Here is a 21,496-nt window from a genome sequence, read left to right on the forward strand (position 1 = left end):
GGCCGCCGTCCCACCCGGGACGGCGGCCGTCGGCGTTCCCGGGACCGGGCAGCAGCGGCGGAGACGGCCGTCCCTGCCGCCCGGGGCCCGTCAGGCGGTGGTACGGCGGGGGCGGCGGTCGGTGACCGCGGCGCCGAGCGCGTCGCCCAGCGAGGCCGGCCACAGCAGCGCCCACAGCCGGGTCCGGGGCGTCGCCGCGGCGGCCAGCCCCCGCCGCGCCTGCGCGAGGGCGGCCGCCAGTGCCGGGTCGGCGGCCGCGCCGGGACGGCCGTAGCTGGCCGTCTCCTCCGCGCGGGCGAGCCGCTGCACCGCCTCGCCGGCACCGGCACCGCCGGCCCGGTGCGCACCCCCGCTCCCGGGACCGGCGAGGGTGCGGGTCAGCACGGCCGCCTGCTGGCGCGGTGTGTGCGCCGGGTCCCAGGGCAGTCCGAGGTCGCGGGCGGTCGCGGCCAGCTCGTCCCACAGCGCGGCGGGGGAGCCGGTCGAGACCCGGCGGCGCCGCTGCAGCGCCCGTGCGCCCGCCGGCACCGCCGCCAGCGCGGCCAGCCCGAGCAGCACCGCGGCACCGACGAGCACCGGGCGCGCCGACGTCGACTCCTGCGCGGCGGCCTGGCCCTGCTGCGGGGCGCCGTCCACCCGGTCCACCGGCGGCGTCGTCGGCCCGGTGGGCGTGGTGGGCACGGTCGGCACGTCCTGGGGGCGCTCGAGCACCTCCTGGTCGGCCGGCCGCGGCGCCCACGGCAGCTCGACGGCGCGCTCGCTGTCGATCGGCGTCGGGTCGAAGGGGATCCAGCCGAGGTCGTCGAAGTAGACCTCGACCCAGGCGTGCGCGTCGTCGCTGGTGACCATCCGCCCGCCGCCGGGCTGGACCCGGCCGGGCGTGTAGCCCAGCGCCACCCGGGCGGGGATGCCCGCGGCCCGGACCATCGCGGCCATCGCCCCGGCGTACTGCTCGCAGTAGCCCTGCTTGAGCCGCAGGAAGTCGGCGAGGTCGTCGCCGGTGGTGCCCGGCGTGGTCGACAGGCTGTAGACGAAGCCGTTCTCCCGGGAGAAGTGGCCCTGGATGGCGAGCACCGCGTCGTACGGGGTGGCCGCGTCCGCCGTCAGGCGCGCGACCAGGTCCGTGACGGTGGGGTCCAGCGGCGGCAGTGCGGTGTCGCGCTCGAGCACCGGGGAGCCGGCCGGCAGCGGACCGGAGGCGCGCAGCTCGTCGTCGGAGGGCTGGGGCTCGACGGCGGTGACCGCCCAGGTGTCGCCGGTCGTCGTCACGTCCCGGCCGAAGACGGTGCCGGTGGCGGGGTCGAACCGCCAGGCGCCGGGGTCGGCGATGGACACCGCCAGCGGCGAGGCGAACACCGGCAGGAACCGGTCGTCGTGGCCGACGGCGGTGATCGTGGCCGTGACCTCCCGGCCCTCGCGGCGCCCGGGCAGCGGCGCGAGCTCCTCGGGCTGCGCCACCGAGGCCTCGCCGTCGAGGTTGCCGATCGTCCAGCCCTCCTCGGCGGAGTAGACGTCGAGGGTCACCACGCGCAGGTAGCCGGGGTCGAGGACCGAGGCCTCGACCTGCAGGAGGCTGATCGGCGCGGGGAGCGTGAGCTGGCCCTGCAGCGCCGCCGCGGGGTCGAGCGCGGTCCCGGTGGACCCGCCGCCACTGCCTCCGGACCCGAAGCCCTGCGCCAGCCGGCCCTCGGGCAGCGTCGGGACCACGCTGCCCACCACCAGGGCGACGGCCAGCGCGAGCACCGCGGTGCCGGTGGCGGCGAGCGCGCCGGCGCGTCCGCCCGCGCGCCCGGCGCGGGAGGCCAGCCGCCGCGACTGGTCGGACCACAGCAGCAGCGCCAGCCCGGCGGCTGGCGCCGCGACCGCCGCCAGCCCGATGCTCCCGGTCACCGTGCTGACCGGCACGCAGAACAGCACCAGCAGCCCGAGCCCGGCCAGCGCCGGCTGCCGGCCGCCGACGGCGATCAGGTCGACGACGACCGCGACGATCCCCACCAGCAGCACGGTGAGCGCGAGCAGCCCCGTGAGCGGCAGCGCCGGCGTCGACTGCTCGCGGATCTCCGCCGAGCCGTCGGTCAGCACCGCGCCGAGGTCGGTCAGCGAGTCCGGTGTGGGCAGCCAGCCCCAGGCGGCCCCGGCGGGGGAGAACAGCAGTGTCATCAGGCACAGCAGGGCGGCGAGCTGGCCCAGCGGCACGAGCGGCACGCCCACGGCGGCGGCCCGCGCGGGCAGGACGCGGCCGCCGGAGGCCCAGGCCCACAGCGCCGGGCCGGCCGCCCGCAGTGCCAGCCCGGTGACGGCGACGACGGCCACCGCAGCCAGGGACGGCGGCACCCACGCCGGACGGGTGAACACCGGCCCCAGCGCCCACGCGCCGAGCGCGGTCGCGACCGCGGCGGCCAGCGTCGTGGCGCCCTCGCGGCGCAGCGTGCCCGGGACGACGGGTGCGTCCCGGGGGAGCGGCGCGGGGACCGGCGGCGGCGGGACCGGGCCGCCGGCACGGACCGGCGGCGGGGCCAGGGCGGTCACGCCGGCACCCCCACGCCGCCACCGGGACGGGACCCGGCTCCGTTGCCCGCGAGCGCCAGGTCCGCCCACACCGCCTCGACGGTCCGGGTGGCGTCGGCGACGACGACCTGCCAGCCCGCGCCGCGCAGCAGCGAGGCCGACTGCTCCAGCTGGGCGGTGAGCGCCGCGCGGGCCGTCGCCGACAGGCCGCGCCGGCTGCGGGGGCTCGGGTCGGCCCAGCTGGTCACGTCGAGCAGGACGGCGACGTCGGTGGACGGGCCCGAGCGCAGGGCGACCAGCTCGGTGAGGTCGTCGGGGCCGACGGAGCCGAGCAGCGCCACGACCGGGCCCTCGCCGGCCGCCCGGTGCAGCTGCTGGACGGCGTGCCCCAGCCCACCGCCGCGGTTCGGGCCGAGCGAGGCGAGCCGGTCGAGCAGCTCGGGGGTGGTCAGGCCCGCGGACACCCGCGCCGCGGCGCCCGCTGTCGGGGTGAGCTCGCCGGCGGTGGTGAGCACCCGCAGCACCGCGCCGCGGCGGGCCATGGTGCTGCCGATGCTGGCCGCGGCCTCGACCAGCCACTCCAGGCTGTCCTGCGGCGGTGCCGGGTCGCCGGGCGGGCCGGGGGGCGTGCTGCGCGCGGCCGGCCCCGGTCCCGCGGCCCGGGTGAGCAGGTGCGCCCCCGCGCGGACGTCGAGCAGCAGCGCCGCCTGGGCGCGCCAGGGCCGCTCCTCCAGCCGCACCATCAGCTCTCCGGTGCGGGCGGTGGCCCGCCAGTGCACCTTCCGCAGGTCGTCCCCGTGCCGGTACTGCCGGGTGCTGACGTCGTCCTCGCCGTGCACCGCGATGGAGCGGCGGGCGCCCGCGCCGCCGCCCCCGTGCCCGCCGGCCGGGCCGCCGGGGCCGAGCGGCCGCACCCGGGGCACCACCACCAGCGGTGCGCCGTCGGTCCCGCTGGTGGTGCGCTGCACGAGCCCGAAGGGATCGACCAGCCGCAGCCGCAGCGGGCCGAGCCGGAACCGCCCGCGGCGGGCGCCGGACACCCGGTAGCGCATCGCCGCGGTGCCGCCGCCGGGCAGCCGCTCGACGACGAAGGAGGGGGTGCCGCCCAGCTCGGCCGGCAGCTGCTCCGACAGCAGCCACAGCCGGCCGGCGCGCCGGTCGGCGTTGGTGACCTCGAGCAGCACCTCGGCGTCCTGGCCGCGGGGCACCCGCGCCGGGCTGACCGTCCGCCGCACGCCCACGCGGAAGCGCTGCCGGGCGACGGCCAGCGCCGACAGCACCGGCAGCGCGAGCACGAAGACGGCGATCTGCACCAGCGGCCGCTCGCCGAGCAGCGCGCCGAGGGCCAGCAGGGTGATCCCGGCGGCGACCAGGCAGCGGCCGCGCAGGGTGAGCGACGTCAGCGCCGTGCGCAACGGCCCGCCCACGCCGGTCAGCGCCCGCGGAGGACGGGGACCGTGGACAGCAGGCCCGCCACCACCTGCTCGGCGGTGCGGCGGGCGGCCGCGGCGTCGGCGGTGAGCAGCAGCCGGTGGGCCAGCACCGGGCCGGCCATCGCCTGGACGTCGTCGGGGAGCACGTGGTCGCGCCCGGCCAGCGCGGCCGAGGCGCGGGCGGTGCGCAGCAGCTGCAGCCCCGCGCGCGGCGAGGCGCCCAGCCGCAGGTCGGTGGAGCGGCGGGTCGCCTCGACCAGCGCGACCACGTAGCGGCGGATCGCGTCGGAGACGTGCAGCCCCTGCACCGCCGTGACCAGCGCGCGCACGGTGGCGGCGTCGGCCACCGGCTGCAGGGTGACGAGGGGGTCGGTGGTGCCGCGGTCGTCGAGCATGGCGATCTCGGACTCGCGGTCGGGATAGCCCATGGACACCCGCGCGGTGAACCGGTCGCGCTGCGCCTCGGGGAGGGGATAGGTGCCCTCCATCTCCACCGGGTTCTGGGTGGCCATCACCAGGAACGGCCGGGCCAGCTCGTAGCTGACGCCGTCCACGGTGACCTGGCGCTCCTCCATGCACTCCAGCAACGCCGACTGGGTCTTGGGCGAGGCCCGGTTGATCTCGTCGGCGACGACGACGTTGGCGAACACCGCGCCGGGCTTGAACTCGAACGCCCGCGTCTCCTGGTCGTAGACGGCCACGCCGGTGACGTCGCTGGGCAGCAGGTCGGGCGTGAACTGGATGCGGCGCACGCTGGCGTCGATGGACCCGGCCAGGGCCTTGGCCAGCGTCGTCTTCCCGGTCCCGGGGACGTCCTCGACGAGCAGGTGGCCCTCGGCCAGCAGCACCACGAGGGCCAGGCGGACGACGTCGGGCTTGCCCTGGACGACGCGCGACACGTTGGCCGCGATCCGTGCGCCCTCGGCGGCCACGTCGACCGGCAGCCCCGCCGTCCCGTCAGCCGCACGCATGGTGTCGGTCACCCGACCCACGGTACGTGCCCGGAGCCGTCCGCAACGCCGATCGCGCTCCCACCCGGCCACCCCCGCCCGGTCCCCACCCGGCCCCTCCGCAAGAGGTGCCCGAGACCCCTCGGGGCGGGCCGGCACCCCACCGCGCCCCACCGCGCCACCTCCGGCCGTCCCCACGCCTCTGACCTGCACGCGAGCGGGTGGGGGAGTGCGGTCACGACATGGTGTCGAGTGGTGTCTGGTGGGGCCGAGTGGGTTAGGGTGTGGCGCGGTGGGGAGCCAGGGCCCGTCCCGGGTCCGCGGAGGACACGAGGAGGACCGATGGGGGAGGTGATCCGGTGTTCGTCGGCAGCTTCGCGTTGCGTCTGGACGAGAAGGGCCGGCTCGCACTCCCTGTGCGGTTCCGCGAGCAGGTGGCCGACGGCATGGTGATCAAGAAGGGGCAGGAGCGCTGCATCTACGGCCTCACCCTGGGCCGGGTCGCCGAGCAGAGCCGCGCCGCCGCCTCGATGGCCCCCGCCGACACCGCCGAGGCCCGCATGCGCGCCCGCATGAGCTTCGGCTCGATGGTCGAGGTCGAGCCGGACAAGACCGGTCGCATCACCATCCCGGCCAACCTCCGCCAGTACGCCGGCCTCGACCGCGACGTCGTCGTGGTCGGCGTCGACACCCGTTTCGAGATCTGGGACCAGGCCACGTGGGACGCGTACGTGGAGGAGCAGGAGGCGGCCTACGCCGCCATGGAGAGCGAGGGGATGCCCACGCTGTCCTGATCCCCCGTCCCGCCGGTCGCCCCGACCGCCGCGCGCCCCGTTTCGAGCCGTCTTCCCCGCGGCTCGACCGGATGCGGCCCGAACCGCCTTCCCCGCGGCTCGGTCCCCGCGCGGAAGCGGCGCCCCCACGCGCCGCCGGCCGGACCGGCCACCGGCAACCGGCGACCCCCGCCTCCCGCGGCCTCCTGACGCACTTCCCCGGCGCCAGGCGGTCCCGCGGGAGGTGGGGGTCTCCTCTTCTCTCCACCCGTCCCCCGCACCTCCTCTCCCAGCTGTTCTCCGCACCGGACACCGCACCTGCCGCGCGGCACGCCCGGCGAGCTCCCGCAGCCCACCCGTCGTCCGCGTCACCATGAGACGCCCGCCCCGCCCCCGCGGGGCCCGACCTGCGAGGAGGACGACGTGAGCACGCCCGCGGTGCACCTGCCGGTCCTCCTGGACCGCGTCACCGAGCTGCTCGGCCCGGCCTGCGCCGGCGAGGGCGCCGTGCTCGTGGACGCCACCCTCGGCCTGGCCGGGCACTCGCTGGCCCTGCTCGACGCCCACCCCGGGCTGCGCCTGGTCGGCCTCGACCGCGATCCGCAGGCCCGTGCCGAGGCCGCCGCCCGCATCGACGCCGCCGGCCACGCCGACCGTGCCACCCTCGTGCCGGCCGTCTTCGACGAGCTCCCCGACGTCCTCGACCGCCTCGGCCTCCCCGAGGTGCAGGCGGTGCTGTTCGACCTCGGCGTCTCCTCCCTGCAGCTCGACCGGCCCGAGCGCGGCTTCAGCTACGCCGGCGACGGCCCGCTGGACATGCGCATGGACCCCGGCACCCCGGGCAGCGCCGCCGACGTCGTCAACACCTACCCCGCGGCCGAGCTCGCCCGGGTGCTGCGGGTGTACGGGGAGGAGCGCTTCGCCTCCCGGATCGCCGCGGCGATCGTCCGCGAGCGGGCCCGCGAGCCGTTCAGCCGCACCGAGCGGCTGGCGCACCTGGTGCGCGACTCCATCCCCGCCGCCACCCGCCGCACCGGCGGCCACCCGGCCAAGCGGACCTTCCAGGCGCTGCGGATCGAGGTCAACGACGAGCTCGGTGCCCTGCAGCGGGCGCTGCCCGCGGCGCTGGACGCGCTCGCCGTGGGCGGCCGGATCGCCGTCATCACCTTCCACTCGCTCGAGGACCGCATCGTGAAGCAGACCCTCGCCGCCGGTGCCACCGACCGCACGCCGCCGGAGCTCCCGGTCCGGCTGCCTGAGTACGGCCCGGTGCTGCGGCTGCTCACCCGGGGCGGCGAGGGCCCCGGCGACGACGAGCTCGCCACCAACCCGCGGGCGGCGTCGGCCCGCGTCCGCGCGGCCGAGCGCATCCGGCGGGCCGCGTGAGCGAGCTCCCGAGCTCACCGGTGAGCACAGCAGCCCCGCGGACACGGCCGACGAGCGCCGGCGAGGAGGACTCGTGAGCGCCACCGCCCGCGCCTCGCGCGCCGAGCCCACGCCCCCGTCGGGGGACCGCGTCGCCCGCGCCGTGCCGTCCCGGGCGCTGCCGTCCCGTCCGCTGCCGTCCCGGGCGCTGCCGTCCCGTCCGCTCCGGGCCGTTCCCGGACGGACGCGGGGCACCGGCCCGGCCCCGCGCGTCCCCGCCACCCGGACCCCGGCTCCCGAGCTGCGGCTGCTGCCCGGCGGCGCCACCCGCACCCGCCGCGCGGCCGCCCGGCGGCGCGTGCCGTTCGCGCTGCTGCTCGTCGCGCTGCTGGTCCTCACCACCGTCGGCCTGCTGGTGCTCAACACCGCGATCGCGGTCAACTCGCTGCGGGCCACCGAGCTGCGGACCGCCAACGCCGAGAAGGCCGAGGAGGTTCAGGAGCTGGAGCAGCAGGTCGTCTCCGGCAGCACGCCGGCGCAGCTGGCCGCGGCCGCCGTCGCCGCGGGCCTGGTGCCCGCCGGTGCGGCCGGCCACCTGGTGATCGGCCCCGACGGCACCGCGGTGCTGCGCGGCGCTCCCGAGCCCGCCCCGGCCCCCGGTGCACCGGCGGAGGGTGACTGAGGTGGCCCCGCCCGTCCGCGGCCCCGAGCCCGGCCGCCGCACCGCACCGCGCACCGCTCCCCGGGGGAGCCGGGGCGCGGTGCCCCGTCCCGCCCCGCGCGCCGGCGCGCCCCGCGCTCCCCGCGAGCCGTTGTCGCGCGAGCCGCTGCCCCGCTCGGGGGCCTTCGCCCCGCGCCGCGCCCCCGGCAGCCGGCGGGTCGGCCGGCCGCTGACCTCCGGGCCGAGGCGGCTGTGGTGGGGGCTGGTGCTCGTCGTCGTCCCGCTGCTGGTGGTCACCGGCAAGCTGGTGCTGCTGCAGGGCGTCGACGGCGGGGCGTACGCCAACGCCGCCGAGCAGGACCGGTTGCGCACCTACCCGATCGCCGCGCTGCGCGGGGCGATCGTCGACCGGGACGGCAACCCCTTCGCCTACACCGTCGACGCCTCGCGGGTGGTGGCCGACCCGACCGTGGTCGAGGACCCCGAGCGCACCGCGCTGGCCCTCACCGCACTGCTCGACGTGCCGGTGTCCGACCTCACCGATGAGCTGACGGGGGACGGGCGCTACGTCGTCCTGGAGCGGCAGGTGTCGCCGGAGACGGTCGACGCCATCGACGCCCTCGGGCTGGCCGGCGTGTCCTTCGAGGACGACCCCGTGCGGCTGTACCCGGCCGGGACCGTCGGCGGGCAGGTGATCGGCTTCGTCGGCCGGGACGGCGAGGGCCTGGCCGGCATCGAGCTGGACTTCCAGGACGCGCTCGCCGGCACCGACGGGCAGCGCCGCGTCGAGGTGGGCAGCGGCGGCAACCCGATCCCCTCGGGCATCGACGAGTCCACGCCGGCCACCGACGGCAGCACCGTCGAGCTGACCATCGACCAGGACGTCCAGTTCATGGCCGAGCAGCGCCTCGCGCAGGCCTGCGCCGACGGCGCCACCACCCGCGCCTCCGCCGTCGTGCTCGACGTGCACACCGGCCAGGTGGTCGCGATGGGGTCCTGCCCCGGCTACGACCCCGCGCAGGCGGGCAGCACCGATCCCGAGCTGCTCGGCAACCCGCTGGTCTCCGACGTCTTCGAGCCCGGCTCGGTGATGAAGGCGGTGACCATGGCCGCCGCGATCGAGGAGGGCAGGGCCACCCCGGACAGGGTGCTGAGCGTGAACGGGCACATCCAGGCCGGCGACGCCGTCGTCACCGACGCCCACGACCACGCCCCGGTCGACTGGACGGTGACCGGCATCCTCGCCAAGTCCAGCAACGTCGGGACGATCATGCTGGCCCGCGAGGTCGGCGACGAGACGCTCGAGCGCTACCTGCGCGCCTTCGGCGTCGGCGAGCGGAGCGGCATCGAGCTGCCCGGCGAGAGCGCGGGCATCCTGCAGGACTCCGCCGACTGGACCGAGAGCCGCGCGGCCAACGTGCCGATCGGCCAGGGCGTGTCGGTGACGACGCTGCAGATGGCCTCGATCTTCCAGACCATCGCCAACGACGGCGTCCGCGTCCCGCCGCGGGTGGTCGCCTCGGTGACCGCGCCCGACGGGACGACGTCGACGCCGGCCGCGGCGGAGCCGATCCGCGTGGTCAGCGAGGACACCGCCGACGACCTCGCCCACATGCTCGAGGCCGTCGTCGGCCCGGGCGGCACCGCACCGCTGGGCGAGGTCGACGGCTACCGGGTGGCCGGCAAGACCGGGACGGCGCAGCGGGCCAACCCCGAGTGCGGCTGCTACGAGGGCGGCGGCTACGTGACCACCTTCGTCGGGTTCGCGCCGGCCGACGACCCGCAGTACGTCGTCGCGGTGGACCTCGAGCGGCCCACCAGCTCCGCCGAGGGCGGCCAGGTCGCCGCACCCGTGTTCGCCGACGTCATGCGCTACGTGCTCACCGAGGGCGGGGTGGTGCCCTCCGGCACGCCGCGGCCGGACTTCGCGCTCACCGGTGCGGACCTCGCCGAGGCCGAGACCGGCGGCCCCGCCGGCGATTAGCCCGCCGGACACCGCCGAGCGCCCGTGGGTGCGCGGAGTGGGAGGGGTCCGCCGGTAGATTGGCCCGACGTGAGCCCGACCGGACCCGGGTCGGTGCCCCGGCCAGCGGGGACCCGCCCGCTCGCCCTCAGCGCGCTGCGCGACCTGCTCGGCGACCCCGTGCAGGGGGACCCCACGACGGCGGTCACCGGCGTCACGCTGGCCTCGCCCGAGGTGCGGCCCGGTGACCTCTATGCCGCCCTCCCCGGCGCCCGCACCCACGGCGCACGCTTCGCCGCCGACGCGGCCGACCGCGGCGCCGTCGCCGTCCTCACCGACCCCGCCGGCCTGGCGCAGGCGGCCGCCACCGGCCTGCCGGTGTGCGTCGTCGACGGGCCGCGCGCGCTGCTCGGCGACGTCGCCGCCCGCGTCTACGGCGAGCCCGCCCGCCGGCTGCCGGTCGTCGGCATCACCGGCACCAACGGCAAGACGACGACGGCGTACCTGGTCGAGGCCGGGCTGGCCGCCGCCGGGCGCGGCACCGGCCTGATCGGCACCGTGCAGACCCGCGTGCGCGCCCGGGGCACCGAGACCGCCTTCCCCAGCGTCCGCACCACGCCCGAGGCGCCCGTGCTGCACGCGCTGCTGGCCACCATGGCCGAGTCCGGCGTCGACACCGTGGTCATGGAGGTCTCCAGCCACGCCCTGGTGCAGGGCCGGGTCGGCGGGGTGCCCTTCGCCGTGGCGGGGTTCACCAACCTCAGCCAGGACCACCTCGACTTCCACCGCGACCTCGAGGACTACTTCCAGGCTAAGGCGCTGCTGTTCGACGGCCGCGCGGCGCGCGAGGTCGTGGTGGTCGACGACGACCACGGCCGCCGCCTGGCCGGGATGCTGGGGCAGCGGGCGGTCACCGTCTCCGCCGAGGGAGCCTCCGCCGGGGGAGCGGACGCGGACTGGACGGCCACCGACGTCGTCCGGGCCCCCGACGGCGGCTCGGCGTTCACCCTCACCGGCCCCGGCGGCACCTGGCCCGCGCGGGTGCGCCTGCCCGGGCGGTTCAACGTCACCAACGCGGTGCTCGCCGTCGCGCTGCTCGACGCCGTCGGCGTCCCGGTGGCCGCGGCGCTCGAGGGGATCGGCGGCGCCGTCGTCCCCGGCCGCATGGAGCCGGTCGACGCCGGCCAGCCTTTCACCGCCGTCGTCGACTACGCACACACCCCCGACGCGGTCGCCTCCGCGCTCGCCGCGCTGCGCGGCGCCACGACCGGCAGGCTGGTCACCGTGCTCGGCTGTGGCGGCGACCGCGACCCCGGCAAGCGGCCGGCGATGGGCGCCGCCGCGGCGCTCGGCAGCGACCACCTCGTCGTCACCGACGACAACCCGCGCTCGGAGGACCCCGCGGCCATCCGCGCCGCCGTCCTCTCCGGTGTGCCGGACGGGCGGCGCGGGTCGGTCGAGGAGATCGGCGACCGCCGGGCGGCCATCGCCCGCGCGGTCGCGCTGGCAGGGCCCGGCGACACCGTCCTGGTGGCCGGCAAGGGACACGAGTCGGGTCAGGAGGTCGCCGGCACCGTGACGCCGTTCGACGACCGCGCCGTGCTGCGCGAGGTCATCGCCGGGACCAGCACCGGGACTCCCGCCGGGGCGGCCCACCGGTGATCACCCTGACCCTCGCCGAGGTCGCGGAGGCCGTCGGCGCAGCGTTGCCGCACGCCGCCGAGGGGACCGTCACCGGCGTCACCCTGGACTCGCGCACCGTCGGCGCCGGCGACCTGTTCGTCGCGGTGGCCGGCGAGCGCGTCGACGGGCACGACTTCCTCGACGCCGCGGCCGCCGCCGGTGCCGTCGCCGCGCTGACCACCCGCCCCGGCGGTCCGCTGCCGGCGCTGGTCGTCGACGACGCCGTCGTCGCGCTGGGCCGGCTGGCCGCCGCGGTGCACGCCCGGCTGGCCGGCGGCGGCCTGCTCACGCTCGGCATCACCGGCTCCTCGGGCAAGACCTCGACCAAGGACCTGCTCGGCCAGGTGCTCGCCGCCGCCGGCCCCACGGTCAGCCCGCCCGGCTCGTTCAACAACGACATCGGCCTGCCGCTGACCGTGCTCTCGGCCGACGAGGACACCCGCCACCTGGTGCTGGAGATGGGCGCGCGCGGCGTCGGACACATCGCCCGGCTGTGCGCCGTCGCCCGGCCCGACGTCGGCGTGGTGCTCAACGTGGGCTCGGCGCACCTCGGCGAGTTCGGCTCGGCCGACGGGATCGCGCTGGCCAAGGGCGAGCTGGTCGAGGCGCTGCCGGAGTCGGGCACCGCCGTCCTCAACGCCGACGACCCGCGGGTCGCCGGGATGGCGCCGCGCACCCGCGCCCGGGTGGTCACCACCGGTCGCTCGGAGGGCGCCGACGTCCGCGCCACCGGCGTCACCCTCGACGACGCCGCCCGCGCCCGGTTCACGCTCGTCGCCGCCGGTGAGGAGCACCCGGTGGCGCTGCAGGTCGTGGGGGAGCACCAGGTGTCCAACGCGCTGTCGGCCGCGGCCGCCGCGCTGGCCGCCGGCATGACCCCGGCCACGGTCGCCGAGGCGCTGTCGGCCGCGCAGCCGCGCAGCCGCTGGCGCATGGAGGTCACCCGCCGCGCCGACGGCGTGACCGTGGTCAACGACGCCTACAACGCCAACCCCGAGTCGATGCGCGCCGCCCTCGCCGCGCTCGCCGGCCTGCCCGCCACCCGCCGGGTCGCCGTCCTCGGCGGGATGGCCGAGCTCGGACCCGACGCCGACGCCGAGCACGAGCGGCTGGGCCGCGACGCGGTCGGCGCCGGGGTCGACCTGCTCGTCGCCGTCGGACCGGATGCGGTAGGGATGGTGGCGGGTGCCGCGGCCGCCGGTGCCCGCCACGGGGAGGGCCACGCGACAGGGGTCGTGTCCGTGCCCGACCGTGCGGCCGCCCTCGACCTGCTCTCGGAGGTACTGGTGCCCGGTGACGTCGTGCTGGTGAAGGCCAGCCGGTCCCACGGGCTGGAAGTCGTGGCCGACGGCCTGCTGGCCGCGGCCGGCGCCGGGGGCGGGGCCCCGGCCGACGGCGGGGCCGCGGCCGACGGCGGGGCCGCGGCCGACGGCGGGGCCGCGGACGGCGACCGGGCCGGGGCAGGCGCGTGAAGTCCGTCCTCATCGCCGCGGCCTTCGGGCTGATCATCTCGATCCTCTGCACGCCGGTGGCCGTCCGGGTCTTCCGCCGGCGCGGCTTCGGGCAGGAGATCCGCGACGACGGCCCCGAGTCGCACCTGTCGAAGAAGGGCACGCCCACCATGGGCGGCACCGTCATCGTCGGTGCGACCGTCGGCGGGTACCTGCTCTCGCACCTGTTCCTCATCGGCCAGCCCAACCGCGGGGTCACCGCCAGCGGCCTGCTGGTGCTCTTCCTCATGGTGGGGCTGGGCACCGTCGGCTTCCTCGACGACTACCTCAAGATCCGGTTCCGGCGCAGCCTCGGGCTGAACAAGACCTCGAAGCTGGTCGGTCAGCTGGTGATCGGCGTCGCCTTCGCCGTCCTCGCCCTGAACTTCCCGGACGAGGCGGGCGTGCGGCCGGCCTCGGAGTTCGTGTCCTTCGTCCGCGACATCGGGCCGCTGTTCCTCGGCTCGGTCGGGTTCGTGATCCTGGCCTACCTGTTCATCGCCGGGTTCTCCAACGCGGTCAACCTGACCGACGGCCTCGACGGGCTGGCGGCCGGGTGCTCGGCGATGGTCTGCGGCGCCTACACGGTCATCTCGTTCTGGCAGTTCACCCACGACTGCTCCAGTGCCCTGGTCGACGGCTGCTACCAGGTCCGCGACCCGCTGGACATCACGCTGGTGGCCGCCGCCGGGCTCGGCGCGTGCCTGGGCTTCCTGTGGTGGAACACCAGCCCGGCGCGCATCTTCATGGGCGACACCGGCTCGCTGGCCCTCGGCGGGCTGCTGGCCGGGCTGGCCGTCGTCACCCGCACCGAGCTGCTGCTGATCGTCCTCGGCGGCCTGTTCGTGGCGGTGACCCTCTCGGTGGTCATCCAGGTGGCCTTCTTCCGCGCCACCCGCCGCCGGGTGTTCCGCATGGCACCGCTGCACCACCACTTCGAGCTGGCCGGGTGGGCGGAGAACACCGTCATCGTGCGGTTCTGGCTGGTCACCGGCATGGCCGTCGCGTTCGGCCTCGGCCTGTTCTACGCCGACTGGCTGTCCATCACCGGACTGTGAGCGCGAGGTCGGGGAGCGTGCCGGTCCGCGGGGACCGCGCGCGACACGCGCGGCCGTTGACGAGGCTGCGCGCCCGCAGCGGCGACGATGGCGGGATGGACGGCCGGAGCGAGTCGACCCGCACCCGCCGCACGCCCCGCCGGGTGCCCGCCGCGGGGGCGCGGCCGCGGCTGCGCGGGCCCGCCTGGCTCGACGGGCCCATGACCAGCTGCCACCTCGTCATCGGCGCCGCCGGCCTGCTGCTGGCCATCGGGCTGGTCATGGTCTTCTCCGCCTCGTCGATCGAGGCGGCCCTGGCCGACCAGCCGGCCTGGCGGCCAGGGGTGGACCAGCTGCTGTTCGCCGCGCTCGGCCTGGTCGCCCTCGGCGTGGCGGTGCGGCTGCCCGCCGGGCTGGTCCGGCGCTGGTCGCCGATCGCGCTGATCGCCGTCGTCGTGCTGCTGGTGGCCGTGCTCGTCCCGGGCATCGGCGTCGAGTACAACGGCTCCCGGGCCTGGATCAGCCTCGGCTTCACCGACTTCCAGCCCTCCGAGCTGTCCAAGCTCGTCGTCTCGCTGTGGGGCGCGCACGTGCTGGCCGTCCGCGGGCGGCACCTGACGGTCAAGACGCTGCTGGTGCCGCTGGTCCCGGTGTTCGTCCTGCTGTGCGGGCTGCTCATGCTCGAGCCCGACTTCGGCGCGGTGATCAGCCTGCTGCTGGTCGTCATGGGCCTGCTCTACGCCGGCGGCCTGCCCGGCCGGCTCTGGGCGGTCGGCGGCGTGACCGTCGCCACGCTCGTCGTGCTGATGGTCACCACCTCGGAGTACCGGATGGAGCGGGTGACCGCCTTCCTCCACCCCTTCGACGACCCCACCGACACCGGCTTCCAGGCCATCCGCGGCTTCTACGCCCTGGCCACCGGCGGCCTGTGGGGCGTGGGCCTGGGCAACAGCGCCATGAAGTGGGACCTGCTGCCCGAGGCCGAGTCGGACTACATCTTCGCGATCATCGGCGAGGAGCTCGGCTTCCTCGGCTGCCTGGTCGTGATCACCCTCTACGCGGTGCTGGCCTACGCCGGCTTCCGCATCGCCCGCCGCTCCGCCGACCGCTTCGTGTCGCTGGCCAGCGTGGCGATCACCGTCTGGCTGGTCGGCCAGGCGGCCCTGAACATGGGCTACGTGGTGGGCCTGCTCCCGGTCACCGGGGTCACGCTGCCGCTGGTCTCCGCCGGTGGCACCTCGCTGGTGCTCACCCTCTTCATCGTGGGGCTCCTCATCCGCTTCGCCCGCTCCGAGCCCGAGGCCATCGAGCACCTGCGCCGCGCACCGCGCGGCCGGCTGGCCCGCTGGTCCCTGCCCGTCCCCGCCCACGCCGTCGACCCGGTCCGGCCGCGCAAGGCCCGGCCCGAGCACTCGCCCCGCCCGGGAGCCCGCCGCCCCGTGGAGGCACACCCGGTCCGGCGGCCCTCGGCCGAGGTGCCCCGGCCGGCCGACCGCCGCTCCACCGACCGCCGCGCGCCCGCCCCGGCCGCCCGGCGTCCCGACCGGGACCGGGCGCCCGCCCGCCCCGCCGACCGCGACCGCACTCCGGTGCGCCCGGCCGACCGCCCGGGACGGTCCCGGTGAGCCCGCTGTCGGTCGTCCTGGCCGGCGGCGGCACCGGCGGCCACATCGAGCCGATGCTCGCGCTGGCCGACGCGCTGGGCCGCCGCACCGGCCCCGGGGACGACACCGCGCCGCGGATCACCTGCCTGGGCACCGCCCGCGGCATGGAGACCCGGCTGGTGCCCGCTCGCGGCTACGACCTGCGCCTCATCCCACCGGTCCCGCTGCCGCGCAAGCCCACGCTGGACCTGCTGCGGGTCCCCGGCCGGGTGCGCCGCTCGGTCGCCGACACCCGCGCGCTGCTCGACGAGCTGGCCGCCGACGTCGTCGTCGGCTTCGGCGGGTACGTGGCCCTGCCGGCCTACCTGGCCGCGCGGCGCGCCTCCGTGCCGGTCGTCGTGCACGAGCAGAACGCGCTGCCAGGGCTGGCCAACCGGATCGGCGCGCGGATCGCCGCCCGCGTGGCGGTGACCGTGCCCGGCACGCCGCTGCACCGGGGCGAGCACGTCGGCATGCCCCTGCGCACCGCGATCAGCGGCCTGGACCGCGCCGCGCGCCGCGCCGAGGCACGGGAGACCTTCGGCCTGGACGCCGACCGGCCCACGCTGCTGGTCTTCGGCGGCTCGCAGGGCGCCGCGTCGCTCAACCGGGCCGCCACCGCCGCGGCCGACGCGCTCACCGCCGCCGGGGTGCAGGTGCTGCACGCCCGCGGCCCCAAGAACACCGACGTCACGGTGCCGCCCCGCCCGGCCGGCGCGGCGCCCTACGTCGTCGTCGACTACCTGGAGCGGATGGACCTCGCCTACGCCGCCGCGGACCTGGCGCTGTGCCGCTCGGGCGCGGTGACCGTCGCCGAGCTGTCCGCCGTCGGCCTGCCCGCGGCGTTCGTGCCGCTGCCCATCGGCAACGGCGAGCAGCGGCGCAACGCCCTGCCGGTGGTGGAGGCCGGCGGCGGGCTGCTGGTCGAGGACGCCGACCTCTCGCCGCCGTGGATCGAGGCCACGCTGCTCCCGCTGCTGACCGACCCCGCGGCGCTCTCGGGCTACGCCGCGCACGCCGCCGCGGCCGGCGTGCCCGACGCCGACGAGCGCCTGGCCGACATCGTGCTGGAGGTGGCGACCGGTGACCGCTGACGCGACGGCGGCCTGGACGGCGCCCGTGCCCTCCCTCGAGGACCTCGGCGCGGTGCACTTCATCGGCATCGGCGGTGCCGGCATGAGCGGCATCGCGCGCATCCTGCTCGCCCGCGGGGTGCGGGTCTCCGGCAGCGACCGCCGCGACACCCCGACCCTGCTCGCGCTGCGTGCGCTCGGCGCCCGGGTCCAGGTCGGGCACGACGCCGCCCACCTCGGCGACGCCGACTCGGTCGTCGTCTCCTCGGCGGTCCGCGAGGACAACCCCGAGCTCGCCGCCGCCCGTGCCCGAGGGCTCGTGGTGCTGCCGCGTGCGGTGGCGCTCGCCGCGGTCATGGCCGGGCGGCGCAGCGTCGCCGTCGCCGGGACGCACGGCAAGACGTCGACCACCTCGATGCTCACCGTCGCGGTGCAGGCCTGCGGGGTCGACGCGTCGTTCGCCATCGGCGGCGACCTCAACGAGTCGGGCAGCAACGCGCACGCGGGGGAGGGCGACGTCTTCGTCGCCGAGGCCGACGAGAGCGACCGCTCCTTCCTGCTGCTGGCCCCGTACGGCGGGATCGTCACCAACGTCGAGGCCGACCACCTGGACAACTACGGCGACCTCGCCGCGGTCGAGGCCGCCTTCGACCGGTTCCTCGGCACCGTGCACCCCGACGGGTTCGTCGTCCTGTGTGCCGACGACCCGGGCGCGGCCCGGTTGCGCGGCGTCCCGGCCCCGGCCCGGGTGCGCACCTACGGCACCGCCGCGGACGCCGACCTGCGGCTGGTCGACCTCGACGTCGGCCAGGACACCACCAGCTGGACCGCCGTCCTCGACGGCGCCGTGCTGGGCCGGGTCCGGATCCGGGTGCCCGGCGAGCACATGGCACGCAACAGCGCCGCCGCGCTGCTGGCCGGCCTCGAGCTCGGCCTGCCCGCCGAGGGGCTGATCGCGGGGCTCGGACGCTTCGGGGGAGTGCACCGCCGGTTCGAGCTCAAGGGCGTGGCCGCCGGCGTGCGCGTCTACGACGACTACGCCCACCACCCGACCGAGGTGACCGCCCAGCTGCACGCCGCCCGCGCGGTGGCCGGCGGGGGGCGGGTCGTCGTCGCCTTCCAGCCGCACCTCTACAGCCGCACCCGCGAGTTCGCGACCGCCTTCGGCACGGCGCTCGGCCTGGCCGACGAGGTCGTGGTGATGGACGTCTACGGCGCCCGCGAGGACCCGGTCCCCGGCGTCACCGGCGCGCTGGTGGCCGACGCCGTCCCGCTGCCGCCCGGCCGGGTGGCCTTCGAGCCCTCGTGGTCGGCGGCCGCCCCGGCGCTGGCCGGCCGCGCCCGTGCCGGCGACCTGGTCATCACCATGGGCGCCGGCAACGTCTCCATGCTCGGCCCGGAGGTCCTCGCCGTCCTGGGCGACGGCGTTCCCGTCGTCGGCGCCCAGGGCGACGGTGCTCCCGGCGACGGTGCTCCCGGCGACGGTGCTCCCGGCGACGGTGCTCCCGGCGACGGTGCTCCCGGCGACGGTGCTCCCGGCGACGGAGGCGCGGACACCGGGGGCAGGGCGCAGTGAGCCGCTCCGGTCGGACGACCGCCGACCGGGAGCGCGGGGCCCCGGAGGAGGTCGCCCGGCCGGCCCGGCCGGTCCGGCGCCGCCCGCGCCGCGACACCCCGGCCGACCGCCGCCGGCGCCGCATCGTCCGGGCCGCGGTCGCCGTCGCCGTCGTCGCCCTGGCGTGGTGGGCGGTGTGGGCCAGCCCGCTCTTGGCCGTGCACCAGGTCCGCGTCGACGGCGCCACGACGCTCACCGCCGAGCAGGTCCGTACCGCAGCCGGCATCCCCGACGGGACGCCGCTGCTGCGGGTCGACACCGACGCCGCCGCCGCACGCGTGGCCCGGCTGCCCCAGGTGGCCGACGTCTCGGTCACCCGCGGGTGGCCGCGCAGCGTCGTCGTCACGGTGGCCGAGCGGCGGCCGGTCGCCGTGGTCGAGCAGGCCGGCACGCGCTCCCTGGTCGACGCCTCCGGTGTGCTCTTCGACACCGTCACCGGCGCGGCGCCCGACGGCGTCGTCCCGCTGGACGTCGCCTCGCCCGGCCCCGACGACCCGGCCACCCGCTCGGCGCTGGGCGCGCTGGTGTCGCTGCCGGGCGACGTCCGCGGGGAGGTCACCGGCGCCCGGGCCACCACCGGCGAGGACGTCATGCTGACCCTCGCCGACGGCACGACCGTCGTCTGGGGCGGTGCCGACGGCGCAGACGACAAGTCCGCCGCGCTGGTCGCGCTCCTGGCCCGGGTCGCCTCCGGGGATCTCGACCCCGCGGCGACCATCGACGTCAGCGCGCCGGGCGCCGTCGTCCTCAGGTAGGGGCCGGCTGCTCGCTGAGCGTATGCGCGCGGGTGCGGAGGGCGGTCAGGGCGGCGCGGCGCCGACACGCCCACCTCCGCGACACGCCCGACACGTTGCGCGGATCGGATTCGTCTCCGTCTCACCGGAGCGGCGACTCTCGACTCGGGGATGAGGCTGGGACAGGCGGGTCGTCACTGACGGTCGTGCAGATGTGACCATCGGGTCGTCAGGTGTCCGTGAGGTGTCGTGCTCGCGACACGCCGGGCCGGGGAGGGTGCTTGTAGGGCCGGACGTGCCCCACCTAACTTCGTCCGCGTCGACCCAGTTGACATAACACTAAGTCTCCACTTGAGGATGAGGGTCGAGGTCGGGAGCCCCACATGACACCTCCGCACAACTACCTCGCGGTCATCAAGGTCGTCGGCATCGGCGGCGGCGGTGTGAACGCGGTCAACCGGATGATCGAGGTCGGTCTGAAGGGGGTGGAGTTCATCGCCATCAACACCGACGCGCAGGCGCTGCTGATGAGCGACGCCGACGTCAAGCTCGACGTCGGCCGCGAGCTCACCCGTGGCCTCGGCGCCGGCGCGCAGCCCGACGTCGGCCGCCAGGCCGCCGAGGACCACCGCGAGGAGATCGAGGAGGTGCTCAAGGGCGCCGACATGGTCTTCGTGACCGCCGGTGAGGGTGGCGGCACCGGCACCGGCGGTGCGCCCGTCGTCGCCTCGATCGCCCGCAAGCTCGGCGCGCTGACCATCGGTGTGGTCACCCGGCCGTTCTCCTTCGAGGGCAAGCGCCGCGCGGTGCAGGCCGAGTCGGGGATCGAGGAGCTGCGCAACGAGTGCGACACGCTCATCGTCATCCCCAACGACCGGCTGCTGCAGCTCGGTGACCGCAACGTCAGCGTGATGGACGCCTTCCGCACCGCCGACCAGGTGCTGCTCTCCGGTGTCCAGGGCATCACCGACCTGATCACCACGCCGGGCCTGATCAACCTGGACTTCGCCGACGTCAAGTCGGTCATGTCCGGTGCCGGCTCGGCGCTCATGGGCATCGGCAGCGCCCGCGGCGACAACCGCGCGCTGCTCGCGGCCGAGCAGGCCATCGCCAGTCCGCTGCTCGAGGCCTCGATGGAGGGCGCCCACGGCGTCCTGCTGTCGATCTCCGGTGGCTCGGACCTCGGCCTGTTCGAGATCAACGAGGCGGCCTCGCTGGTCTCCGACGCCGCGCACGCCGACGCCAACATCATCTTCGGCGCGGTCATCGACGACGCCCTGGGCGACGAGGTCCGCGTGACCGTCATCGCCGCGGGCTTCGACGGCGGCCGGCCCTCCTCCCGCAAGGACGGCGCCGTCGCGGCGGTCCCGGCGGCGGCTCCGGCCGCGCCGAGCCGGTTCAGCCCGCCGCCGCCGGTCGCGCCCGCCCCGCCGCGGGCCACGGGGGAGCGCCTCGTCGGGTCCGTCCCGCCGGCACCCGTGGCGCCGGTGGCCCAGCCCGCCCCGGCTGCGGCGCCGGCCCGGCCGGCTCCGCCCACGGGCGGCGGGATCACCGTCCCGCCGCTGCCGCCGGTGCAGAACTCCGCGGCGAGCGCCGCCTCGGCCGGCCGTCGTCCGCTGGGCAACGAGGACTTCGAGGAGGAGCTCGACATCCCGGAGTTCCTCCGCCAGTGAGAGGACCCTCCTGCCCCCCACAGCTCGCGAGCTCGCTGCGGGCCCCTGCAGGAGGGCCGCCCGTGTCTCCTACCGCTCGCACGCTCGCGGCGGGCCCCCGCACGGGGGCCACGCCGTGAGCTCGACCCCGGCCGCTCCGCCGGCGGTGCGCCCTCGACGGGTGGTCACCGACCGGCGGGGCGGCCGCTCGCGTCCGCCCTACGACGCCTTCAACCTCGGCGGACACGTCGGCGACGACCCCGTCGACGTCGCGGGCAACCGCGAGCGCCTCGCCCGCGAGATCGGCGTGTCCGGCGAGCAGCTGGTCTGGATGGACCAGGTCCACGGCACCGGCGTCGCCGTCGTCGACGGCCCGGTCGAGGGCCCGCTGCCCGGCACCGACGCGCTGGTGACCCGCACCCCGGGCCTGGTGCTGTGCGTGCTGGTCGCCGACTGCGTGCCCGTGCTCCTGGCCGATCCGGTCGCCGGGGTGGTCGCCGCCGTCCACGCCGGCCGGGAGGGTGTCCGGCAGGGCGTCGTCCCCGCCACGCTCGCCGCCATGGCGCGACTGGGCAGCCGGCCGTCCGACACCACCGCGCTCCTCGGCCCGGCCGTCTGCGGCGCGGACTACGAGGTGCCCCGGGAGATGCAGGCCGAGCTGGCCCGGGTGGCGCCCGCGGCCGCCGTCCGCACCCGCAGGGGGACACCGGGGCTGGACCTGCGCGCCGGCCTCGCCGAGCTGCTCACCCGCGCCGGCCTGCCCCAGGTGGTCCACGACCCGCGCTGCACCGTCGAGGACCGGCGGCTGTTCAGCCACCGCCGCGACGGCGTCACCGGCCGGCAGGCCGGCGTCACCTGGCTCGGCTGAGCGAGGACCCTCCTGCGTCCCGCCGCGCGCAGGCTCGCGGCGGGACCC

Annotated in this window: 16 protein-coding genes; 13 read left to right on the forward strand and 3 right to left on the reverse strand. The window is 77.2% G+C overall.

Going from position 1 to position 21,496, the window contains the following annotated elements:
• Positions 1-90 precede the first annotated feature (90 nt).
• From BM414_RS14780 to BM414_RS14790, 3 genes are read right to left on the reverse strand one after another with little or no spacing between them, the layout of a single operon-like run.
• Entirely contained in the window at positions 91-2,529 is a 2,439-nt protein-coding gene (locus tag BM414_RS14780) for a transglutaminase TgpA family protein (RefSeq protein ID WP_245784742.1), read from the reverse strand.
• The gene (locus BM414_RS14785; RefSeq protein ID WP_093580318.1) at positions 2,526-3,935 is read right to left on the reverse strand and encodes a DUF58 domain-containing protein; all 1,410 of its coding nucleotides are present in this window, start codon (positions 3,933-3,935) and stop codon (positions 2,526-2,528) included. Before BM414_RS14785 ends, BM414_RS14780 begins: the two co-directional genes overlap by 4 nt.
• A 5-nt stretch (positions 3,936-3,940) precedes the next feature.
• Positions 3,941-4,924, reverse strand: coding sequence for an AAA family ATPase (locus BM414_RS14790; RefSeq protein WP_245784743.1), 984 nt, complete (start codon positions 4,922-4,924; stop codon positions 3,941-3,943).
• Positions 4,925-5,250: 326 nt separating this feature from the next.
• Between BM414_RS14790 and mraZ the strand changes: the two genes are divergently transcribed.
• The 13 genes from mraZ to pgeF all read left to right on the forward strand — a co-directional run bounded on the left by mraZ (position 5,251) and on the right by pgeF (position 21,448).
• Positions 5,251-5,685, forward strand: a complete 435-nt coding sequence (gene mraZ, locus BM414_RS14795; RefSeq protein ID WP_093580320.1) for a division/cell wall cluster transcriptional repressor MraZ — start codon at positions 5,251-5,253, stop codon at positions 5,683-5,685.
• Positions 5,686-6,087: 402 nt separating this feature from the next.
• Complete coding sequence (rsmH, locus tag BM414_RS14800; protein WP_093580322.1) at positions 6,088-7,050, forward strand: 16S rRNA (cytosine(1402)-N(4))-methyltransferase RsmH; 963 nt, start codon at positions 6,088-6,090, stop codon at positions 7,048-7,050.
• 73 nt (positions 7,051-7,123) lie between these two features.
• Complete coding sequence (gene ftsL, locus BM414_RS14805) at positions 7,124-7,711, forward strand: cell division protein FtsL (RefSeq protein ID WP_093580324.1); 588 nt, start codon at positions 7,124-7,126, stop codon at positions 7,709-7,711.
• Between the two features lies 1 nt (position 7,712).
• Positions 7,713-9,674: a peptidoglycan D,D-transpeptidase FtsI family protein gene (locus tag BM414_RS14810; protein WP_245784744.1), complete on the forward strand. Its 1,962-nt coding sequence runs from the start codon at positions 7,713-7,715 to the stop codon at positions 9,672-9,674.
• Positions 9,675-9,743: 69 nt separating this feature from the next.
• Entirely contained in the window at positions 9,744-11,315 is a 1,572-nt protein-coding gene (locus BM414_RS14815) for a UDP-N-acetylmuramoyl-L-alanyl-D-glutamate--2,6-diaminopimelate ligase (protein WP_093580326.1), read from the forward strand.
• Positions 11,312-12,808, forward strand: coding sequence for a UDP-N-acetylmuramoyl-tripeptide--D-alanyl-D-alanine ligase (locus tag BM414_RS14820; RefSeq protein WP_093580328.1), 1,497 nt, complete (start codon positions 11,312-11,314; stop codon positions 12,806-12,808). Before BM414_RS14815 ends, BM414_RS14820 begins: the two co-directional genes overlap by 4 nt.
• Positions 12,805-13,884, forward strand: a complete 1,080-nt coding sequence (gene mraY / locus BM414_RS14825; RefSeq protein ID WP_093580330.1) for a phospho-N-acetylmuramoyl-pentapeptide-transferase — start codon at positions 12,805-12,807, stop codon at positions 13,882-13,884. The genes BM414_RS14820 and mraY overlap by 4 nt, the downstream gene beginning before the upstream one ends.
• A 95-nt stretch (positions 13,885-13,979) precedes the next feature.
• A complete protein-coding gene (gene ftsW / locus BM414_RS14830; protein ID WP_245784745.1) occupies positions 13,980-15,488 on the forward strand; it encodes a putative lipid II flippase FtsW in 1,509 nt (502 codons plus the stop codon).
• The gene (gene murG / locus BM414_RS14835) at positions 15,485-16,600 is read left to right on the forward strand and encodes an undecaprenyldiphospho-muramoylpentapeptide beta-N-acetylglucosaminyltransferase (protein WP_245784746.1); all 1,116 of its coding nucleotides are present in this window, start codon (positions 15,485-15,487) and stop codon (positions 16,598-16,600) included. The genes ftsW and murG overlap by 4 nt, the downstream gene beginning before the upstream one ends.
• Positions 16,590-18,155, forward strand: a complete 1,566-nt coding sequence (gene murC / locus BM414_RS14840; RefSeq protein WP_139245856.1) for a UDP-N-acetylmuramate--L-alanine ligase — start codon at positions 16,590-16,592, stop codon at positions 18,153-18,155. Before murG ends, murC begins: the two co-directional genes overlap by 11 nt.
• Positions 18,152-18,949, forward strand: a complete 798-nt coding sequence (locus BM414_RS14845) for a cell division protein FtsQ/DivIB (protein ID WP_175551600.1) — start codon at positions 18,152-18,154, stop codon at positions 18,947-18,949. Before murC ends, BM414_RS14845 begins: the two co-directional genes overlap by 4 nt.
• 362 nt (positions 18,950-19,311) lie before the next feature.
• Positions 19,312-20,601 (forward strand): cell division protein FtsZ, encoded by a 1,290-nt coding sequence (gene ftsZ / locus BM414_RS14850; RefSeq protein WP_093580332.1) that lies wholly within the window; start codon positions 19,312-19,314, stop codon positions 20,599-20,601.
• A gap of 115 nt (positions 20,602-20,716) precedes the next feature.
• On the forward strand, positions 20,717-21,448 hold the full coding sequence (gene pgeF / locus BM414_RS14855) for a peptidoglycan editing factor PgeF (RefSeq protein WP_217644730.1): 732 nt from the start codon (positions 20,717-20,719) through the stop codon (positions 21,446-21,448).
• Positions 21,449-21,496: the final 48 nt, after the last annotated feature.

The organism is Geodermatophilus amargosae, assembly GCF_900116515.1.
Taxonomy (GTDB): Bacteria; Actinomycetota; Actinomycetes; order Mycobacteriales; family Geodermatophilaceae; genus Geodermatophilus; species Geodermatophilus amargosae.